Consider the following 8,375-nt stretch of genomic DNA (forward strand, 5'->3'; position numbering starts at 1 on the left):
CGGCATACGAGATACATCCGTGACTGGAGTTCAGACGTGTGCTCTTCCGATCTGTAGCCGTGTTGGAGGCTCAACTGGCGCAGCGAATGCCCAGCCTTCTCCAGCGCGCTCTTGATGTCTGCCCGATGCCAGTCCTGCACGACTGGTTTTTTCGGTTGGTTTAACTTGTCCATGGGCAGAAACATAGCACGATATTTTGTGCTCATGCAACGTTGTGTTTGTGTTCGCACTTCGGTCGCATTGTGTTTTGCCGCTCAAAAATTTGTATCTCTTTGATTTATATGGAATTCCCACCCAAGCGCGAACGCGTGGAAAAAGTGCGAACACCGCGTTCGCACTTCCGACGCAGCCGAAGGATGTCGTCATGACCGAAAGTGCGAACATCGAAGCGGACGTCGCCACAAGATTTCGTGCCTTTCGAGCCCGCCTGAAGCAGAGCCAGGAGCAGTTGGGGGCAGCGATAGGAGGGACAAAAAGGGGGATTCAGGAGAACGAGACGGGGCGCGGCTTGCCGAGCGGTCGCGTACTGCGAGGCCTTGCTCTGCTTGGGCTTAACGTCAATTGGCTGCTGACCGGCGACGGCCCCATGCTCATGAAAGACCTGGAGGCGGGCGCCCAAGGCCCAGCCAGCCCTCTGGATGAGGAACTGCTTCAGTACGTGTTGGAGTTGGTGGAGCACGAGCAGGCGAAGAAAGGCGGCAAACCCAATCCGTCCAAGAAAGCGGAGCTGGTCGTTCTCCTGTACGACATCATTGCGGAGACAGGCCACAAGGCCGGTCCAAACATTGACCGCATCCTCCGCTTGGTCGTGAACTCATAGTCAGCCGGTCGCAGCGCAGATTGTTAAAGACTGCAACCGCGCCTGCATTCGCAGTGACCTGGGTTCCCGCCAATCGTTGCGCCGCTTAGGTTTCTCGGATTTCCGCCTGGTTAGCACAGCGCGGCCTCCCCCCACGGCCAGGGGGTTTAAACCGCTTGGTGGAAGCGCAGATAGTCCTTACTGATAGGAGGGCCTCCCACGGTGCGGCCGGGTGGGCAGTCCTCTCCTGGGACTGGCTGCGAAGAGGAAACGTAGTGGCAGTAAATGAGAAAAGGCGCCGTGCCCAAGGCGTCTGGGCAGAACTGTTTGGTGGGGAAACAGAAGTTGTCAATGAGTCGCCAACCCAAGCGGCGCCTAATGTTGTGGTCAGTGGCGGTACCGTGTTTATTGGTAGCGGCCATGTGCAAAACATCGTGTACGACCGCGCGCCAAACGTGCACAACGGCTTCCTGGACGCTTGCCACAAGCGGCGTCTCCTGGAGCTGCGTGATCAGATTGTCGGTGTTTCACGTGCCGTAGACGGCCAACAAATCACTCCTGCCGCCGTTCTGCGGCGCCTGGAGCAGCATATGGACGTCCGGTCCTATGCGGAAATCCCATACGAACGGTTTGCGCAGGCGGAGACCTATTTGGTGAATTGGCGAGCGCGCTTGGAAGGCATGCCAGGCGCCATGCGCTCACCGGGATGGCGCGAGCGCAAGGTTCGCGCGATCAATGCGCTCTGCGACGAAATGAGGGCCGGGAGCTGGCGCCGATCCTACATCCGGCGGCGCTGGGGCAAGGCGTCCATGGCTGATCTGTCCAACGAAGAAGTCGGCCAGCTCCACAAGGCCGTCGTGAACCGGATCAGGCAGGAGGTCTAATGCGCCTTGTGAGGGGGTTGCGCCAATTCTCGCGCAAAACGGGCTCAGAATCGGACAGTTTTTCGCTATTCCATGCCAAAACTGGTCGACGCCCGCGAAGCCTGCAAACCTATGTGCGGCGCGGCTTTTTCGCGTTTTTGGGCCTTTTTTGGGTTATGCCAAATGACCCGCCCCCTCACACCACCGCACGGCGCGAGTACAGCAGCGGGAAGTACTTGCCGTGCAGCCACAGCGGCGCGAGGTCGCGGTAGTGCGGGCTGTCAGGGTCGCCGGATTGGCCGGGCAGGTTGACGGCGCGCGAGTTGTCCCAGTTGCCCACGTCAACCACCGTGCGGAACGACGGGCCGTTGGTCTGCAGGAAGTCGCTCGCGCGGTAGGTCGACTGGTTGGGCGTGTAGGCGCTGCCGCCCTCGGGCGTCGGGCCGACGTTGAGCTTGGCGCGCGTGGCCTCGTCGACGATGGCGGCGAACGGGTGGGCGTTCAGGTTGTGGTGCAGCGCGCCCCAGGTCCAGGCCTGCGGGTTGGGGCCCTGGCGGCGGACCATGTCGGCCCAGGCGTCGTGCAGGCTGGCGAGCAGCACGGCGTCGCGCTTCGCGCCGGCCTGCTGCGGGTCTTCGCCAAACTTGCGTTCGGCGCCTTGCGGGTGTTCCAGCGTGTCGAGCATCACCGCGGTGTCTGGCGTGCCGACGGCATCGGCGCCGGCCTTGGTCAGGACGGCGTTCTTGAATGCGCGGCCCAGGTGGTGCGTGAACCAGACCTCGTGCAGCGCAGCCTGCGGCGAGTCCGCCAGCATGGTCGCGTTCCAGCCCTTGAGCAGGCTCAGCGCCGCCTGCGTATCTGCGTCGTTGGACGACAGCGGCGCCAGCAACGCCATCAGCCGGCGCGCCGGGATCGACACCATGTCGTTCTGCAGCCGCATCGAGTCTTCGAGCGACACCTTGTCGAGCTTGGCCAGCACCTCGTCGATGCGGTCATGGCGCGCGCTGTTGGTCCACTCGAAGCCGAGCTTGCGCTCGCGGTACGGATAGTCGGCCGGCAGGTTCATCTCGTTGGACGAGGTGAAGTAGCCCGACTTCGGGTTGTAGGTGGAGGGCAACTGGTCGCCACGCCAGAAGCCGGCCCATTCGTAGCGGCCGTCGCCGGGCACGGGCAGCAGGCCGTCCCAATTCGGGCGGATGGGGGCGAGGCCGCCCGGCACCCAGCCGATGTTGCCCTGTGTATCGGCGTAGACCTGGTTCTCGGTGGGCGCGCCCCAGTTCAGCATCGACTGCTTGAACTGCGCGAAGGTGCGCGCGCGCATGTAGCCCACCGAGCCGAAGTACGGCGACATGCCCGGCGACAGCCACGCCGAGCGCACGGCATAGGCGCGGTGCTTCTCGGCATCGATATAGATGACCGGGCCGTGGCGCGTGAAGGTCAGGTCCGCCACTTGCATCGCACTGCCGCGCACCTTGACCGGTTCGTGCAGCACCGTAAAGGGCTCCCAGCCGCCCTTGTAGCGGTACTCGCTGTTGTTGGCCGGGTTCAGCTCGTAGACGTAGAGGTCTTCCTGGTCGATGTTGAAGATGGTCAGGCCGAAGGCGACGTGCCCGTTGTGGCCGATCGACACGGCCGGCAGCGACGGCTCGCCCGCGCCGATGATGTCGAGCGTGGGCGTGCTGATATGCGCGATGTAGCGCAGGCTCGGCGCGGAGTACGCGCGGTGCGGGTCATTGGCCATCACGGCGCGGCCGGTGGCGGATTTTCCCGGCGCGATCACCCAGTTGTTGCTGCCCTCCATGGTCTCTTCGAGGTTGGTGGCAGCCGCCACGCGCACGCTGTCGATGTCCACGCCCTTGAGCGATTCGGGTGTGACACGCACCCCCTGCGTGGCGAGCGTGAAGACTTTCAGCAGGTCTTTCGGTAGGCACGGGTCCAGCCCGTCCGGCACCTGGGTTTGCCAGGCAGGCTGCAGACCGAAGCGGATGGTGTCGTCGGCCAGGCTGGCCTTGCAGGCCACGTTGGCACGCGCCACTTCCGATTGCAGGTTGCGCGTCAGCCCGTGGCTGCGGATGCGCACCACGTCTTCCGGTGCCCAGTGCGCGGGCGTGTAGTTCAGCTTGCGGAATTCGAGGGGCAGCTGCTCCGGGTGCTTGGCCAGCCAGTCGATATACGCGTTGATGCCCGCCACGAAGCGCGTGGCGATCTGCTGCGCGTCGGGGCTGTAGTGGTTCCACTCGGTCTGCATATCGCCGCGGTAGAGGAACAGCCGCGTGGCGCGATCCTGTTCCACATAGGCGGGGCCGAACACTTCCGAGAGCTGCCCCAGGCCGCGGCGGCGCCACAGGTCGATCTGGAACAGGCGGTCGCGCGCGGCGTTGAAACCCTGCGCGAAGAAGCCGTCATCTTCGCTCCTGGCGTAGATGTGCGGCACGCCCCAGCGGTCGATCAGGATGTCGGCGGGCTTGGACAGCCCGGCCACGGCGATGGTCTGGCCGCTCGCTTCATGGGCGGGCGTCGGCGCGCCCTTGGCGACGGCCTGCGTGGCCAGCCCGAGCGCGATGGCAGAAAGCACGATGGGAAGGGCGCCGAGTGGTCGGACTGGCATGGTGTCTCCTCTGAAGGGCGGGAATACAACGCGCCTCTGATGGGCGATTCAGCTTCGGGCGTTTGCTTGGATGAAACGGCAGACGCGGCGCGCGTGATGCGCGGCGAGAGGGGTGAGGCAAGGCGGCCAGCCAGAGAGACAGGTGCAGAACTGCTAGGGGAGAGTTGCCCCACTGGCCGGCACAGCGACCAAGTATGCTGATTTGCGCACATCGGCGCCAATGACTTTTGTTGGGTCGCCTATTCCCTCAGGGCATTGCCTGCGATCCACCTGCACGTCGCACGTTGGCTGCCAGCACATGCCCCAGCTCACCCGGGAAGATCGGCTTGGTGATGACGGATTGGTAACCGGCCTCCTTGGCCGCCTTCAGCCGGATCGGATCGGCAAACGCGGTGACGGCGATCGCCGGCAGCTCGGTCAGCCCGCGCGCGCGGATGATGCGCAGCAACTGCATGCCATCCATGCCGGGCATGGCCAGGTCGCTGACCAGGGCGTCGAACGGACGGTCGCCGGCGGCGCGGTCGAGCGCATCAAGCGCGGCGGTGCCGCTGGACACGGTGACGACCTCGGCGCCGTAGCGCTCCAGCATCAGCGCGATCACGCCGAGGGATTCGGCGTTGTCGTCCACCGCCAGTACGCGCACGCCGTCGAGCGCCGGCGCTGCGGTACCGGCCACCAGGCCCGGCGCACTGCTGGTCGGCTCGTCGGGCTGGGCGGCGTTGAGCGGCAGGGTCACGGCCATGGTGGTGCCATGGTTGGCGCCGCTGCTGGCGGCGGTGATACGCCCGTGGTGCAGGTCCACCAGCTGCTTGGCGATGGCCAGCCCCAGGCCCAGGCCGCCGTGGCGCCGCGTATTGGAGAGGTCTGCCTGCAGGAAGCGATCGAAGATGAACGGCAGGAACGCCGGCTCGATGCCAATGCCGGTATCGCGCACCGTCGCCACCACGCCTTCAGGCGACGCATGCACCGACACGCGGATATGCCCACCGTCGGGCGTGAACTTGACCGCGTTGGCCAGCAGGTTCCAGAACACCTGCTTCAGGCGTCCCGCATCACCTTGCAGCATGGGCACCGGCAGGTATTCGGTGTCGATGGTGATCTGCTTCTGCCGCGCCATCGGCTCGATGGTCTCGCGCGCGCGCTCCAGCACGTCAGCCAGGTCCACCGGGGCGATTTCCAGCGGCACCTTGCCCGACAGGATGGCCGACATGTCGAGCAGGTCGTCGATCAGGTGCACCTGCGTGCGGGCGCTGCGCTCGATGGCGTCCAGGCCGCGCTTGTGCAGGGCTTCGTCGTAGGCGCGCATGTTCAGCAGCTGGGCCCAGCCCAGCACCGCGTTCAGCGGCGTGCGCAGCTCGTGGCTGACGGTGGCGAGGAAATCGTCCTTCAGCCGGCTGGCGCGTTCGGCCTCTTCGCGGGCGCGCGACTCGGCTTCGAGCAGGCGGGTGCGCTGCGCCTCAACCTGCCGGCGCTCGCTGATGTCGATGACGGCGTTGGTCAGCCCGATGATCTCACCGGCATCGTCGCGCAGCGGCATCACCACCACGTCGTAGACCACGCGCTGCGTGTGCCGGCGGCGGAAGGCGAACTCGACGCGCGTGGGCGTGCCGGTGGCGATCACGCGCTGGCCGGCTTCGGTCAGTTGCGCAGCGGCACGGCGGCCGAACACCTCGCGCACGGTGCGCCCGAGCAGCTCGTCCGGCTGCAGCCCGAACACTGGGTTGTGCACCCACATGAAGTGCATGGTGTTGTCGACGTCGTACAGCGAGATGGGCGAGGCCTGCAGCGCGGCCAGCAGACGCTGCTGCGACACGCGCTGTTGCGTCTCGGCCCGGGCGCGTCGCTCGGCCCCCGCTCGGGCCCGCCGCAGCTGCTCGCACAGCAGGCAGATGAACAGGGCGCCCACGGCAAACACCATCAACTGCGCGAAGGTGCCGCTCCACGGCGTGGGCTGCGGTGTCTGCAGCACGAACAGGCCGGTGAAGATTGCGGCGTAAGAGGCGATGGCCAGCATGCCGGGCCAGAAGCCGCCATACCAGGCGGCAATCGTCACCACCGGAAACGCCAGGTAGAAGGGCAGCCGCACGCCCACTGCGTTTTCCAGCAACAGCCGCGCGACGGTGCCGACCACCGCTGCCGCCACGGCCACCACCCAGGCCGATGGCCGAATCGGCGGCGACTTGCCCAGCCCGATGTCGCGGAATGGACCCGGGTCGGTCACGCCCTCTGCCCGGCGGCTGCCGGGCGGGCTGGCGGTGCGAAAGGGAAGATGCAGCGAAGACTTCATGATCGGGCGCTACCTGCCAAGGCGACCAAATGCATCGCGTCCCCAGCATACGAGCCAGCGCAGCCGCATGCCATCGGGGTTTCGCTGACATCTGCGCCAGATTGCGCCGCGCTTACCCCTCGCTGGTGGGGTGCGCGTCGCGCATGCGGTCGCGATGCGTCAGGTCTGGGAACAGGCGCATCCACAGCGCCACCACCAGCAGCGTGCCGATGGCGCCAAGCACCACCGACGGCACCGGCCCCAGCAGCCCGGCCACCATGCCCGATTCGAACTCGCCCAACTGGTTGGACGCACCCACGAACACCGAATTGACCGCGCTGACCCGGCCGCGCATCGCATCCGGCGTATCGAGCTGCACCAGCGAGGTCCGGATCACCACGCTGATCATGTCCGACGCGCCCAGCACCACCAGCGCCAGCATCGACAGCGGCAGCCAGCGCGAGAGCCCGAACACCATCGTCGCCAGGCCAAACACCGCCACGGCAGCAAACATCACGCGTCCGACGTGCCGGTCCAGTGGCCGGTGCGCCAAGAAGATCGCCATGGCAAGCGCGCCCATCGCCGGCGCCGAGCGCAACAGGCCCAGCCCCCACGCCCCGGTGCCGAGGATGTCGCGCGCGTAGATCGGCAGCAGCGCTGTTGCGCCGCCCAGCAGCACGGCAAACAGATCCAGCGAGATGGCACCCAGCACCACCGGCCGCCCCTTGATGAACACGATGCCGGCAAACAGCGATTGCAGGCTCACCGGCGTGGTGATCGGCGCCGCGCGCTCGGTGCGCAGGAAGGCCAGCAGCACGTGCGCCAGCAGGAACAGGCCGGCCGCCGTGCCATACACCACCGGCGCACCCGCCACATAGAGGAACCCACCCACCGCCGGCCCGAGGATGATGCCGGTCTGCCCGGCCGAACTGGACAGCGCCACCGCGCGCGGCAGCGCTGCGGACGGCACCAGCGTTGGCAGCAGCGCCTGCAGCGTCGGCGTTTCGAACGCGCGCATCGCGCCGATCAGCACCACGAAGATAAAGATCAGCTGCACGCTGGCATGTCCCGTCAGCACGGCGGTGGCCAGCATCGCGGCCGCCAGCGCTTCGATCGCCTGGCACACGCGCACCACCAGGCGCCGGTCGTAGCGGTCGGCAATATGGCCTGAGGCCAGCACCAGCACCACCGACGGCAGGAACTGCACCAGCCCGACCAGCCCCAGCGCATAGGCGCTGCGCGTCAGGTCGTAGATTTGCCAGCCGACCGCCACGCCAAACATCTGGTAGGCGATGGTGGTCGACAGCCTGGCACACCAGAACAGCCGGAAGGTGGGATACGAGAAGGGCGCGTGCGACAGCGTTTGCGCGGGAGCGGTAGGAGAGGACAGGCCAGCGTCGCCAGACACGTTGGATGCGCGCCGGCAGCCGGCGACTTGCGAAAGAGGGGAGCGGAATGCCCGTTATCGTAACGTAAGTCATGGTGGCACGTGGCTCCAGGCGGCGCGGCGTGCTTGGCGCTAGCAAAACGCCAAACACGCTCCAGCCGCGCGCAATGGAGTGCGCATTCCGGGGCCAGTAAGCCCCGCCGCGACCACAGCGGGTACGAATGGCAGCAGTGCGTCAGATGGTCAGCATGACGCTGAGCAGCTTGCGTGCGACCGCCTTGTAGTCGGCGCCTGGCGAGTACGTCGACAGGCTCTTGCCCAGGTGGCGGACCGTCACGATGCCGTTGCGGGCGGAGTAGGTGGCCTCGACGCGGCGGCCGCCGTGATCGATGTGGAAGGGGGCGGTATCGGCAAGCAGGCGCGCTGTATCGGATTGCGCGGGGCGGGCGGGG

At 66.3% G+C, this 8,375-nt stretch carries 6 protein-coding genes; 2 read left to right on the forward strand and 4 right to left on the reverse strand.

The window, feature by feature from the left end:
• The first annotated feature begins 364 nt into the window (after positions 1-364).
• Together QZ609_RS21590 and QZ609_RS21595 are read left to right on the forward strand one after the other, a co-directional pair.
• Entirely contained in the window at positions 365-820 is a 456-nt protein-coding gene (locus QZ609_RS21590; RefSeq protein ID WP_295499419.1) for a helix-turn-helix transcriptional regulator, read from the forward strand.
• Positions 821-1,200: 380 nt separating this feature from the next.
• Positions 1,201-1,683 carry a hypothetical protein gene (locus tag QZ609_RS21595; protein ID WP_295499421.1) on the forward strand — a complete coding sequence of 161 codons (483 nt, stop codon included), beginning with the start codon at positions 1,201-1,203 and terminating at the stop codon, positions 1,681-1,683.
• Between the two features lie 175 nt (positions 1,684-1,858).
• Here QZ609_RS21595 and QZ609_RS21600 read toward each other — a convergent pair whose 3' ends face one another.
• From QZ609_RS21600 to QZ609_RS21615, 4 genes are all read right to left on the reverse strand, one after another.
• A complete protein-coding gene (locus tag QZ609_RS21600) occupies positions 1,859-4,270 on the reverse strand; it encodes a penicillin acylase family protein (RefSeq protein WP_295499423.1) in 2,412 nt (803 codons plus the stop codon).
• A 247-nt stretch (positions 4,271-4,517) separates the two neighbouring features.
• Positions 4,518-6,557, reverse strand: a complete 2,040-nt coding sequence (locus QZ609_RS21605) for an ATP-binding protein (RefSeq protein ID WP_295499426.1) — start codon at positions 6,555-6,557, stop codon at positions 4,518-4,520.
• A 112-nt stretch (positions 6,558-6,669) separates the two neighbouring features.
• Positions 6,670-7,944, reverse strand: coding sequence for an MFS transporter (locus tag QZ609_RS21610; RefSeq protein WP_295499429.1), 1,275 nt, complete (start codon positions 7,942-7,944; stop codon positions 6,670-6,672).
• A gap of 214 nt (positions 7,945-8,158) precedes the next feature.
• Positions 8,159-8,375: hypothetical protein (locus tag QZ609_RS21615; protein WP_295499431.1), on the reverse strand; the 217-nt coding region annotated here is incomplete at its 5' end.

This window comes from uncultured Ralstonia sp., from assembly GCA_913056305.1.
Classification (GTDB): Bacteria; Pseudomonadota; Gammaproteobacteria; order Burkholderiales; family Burkholderiaceae; genus Ralstonia.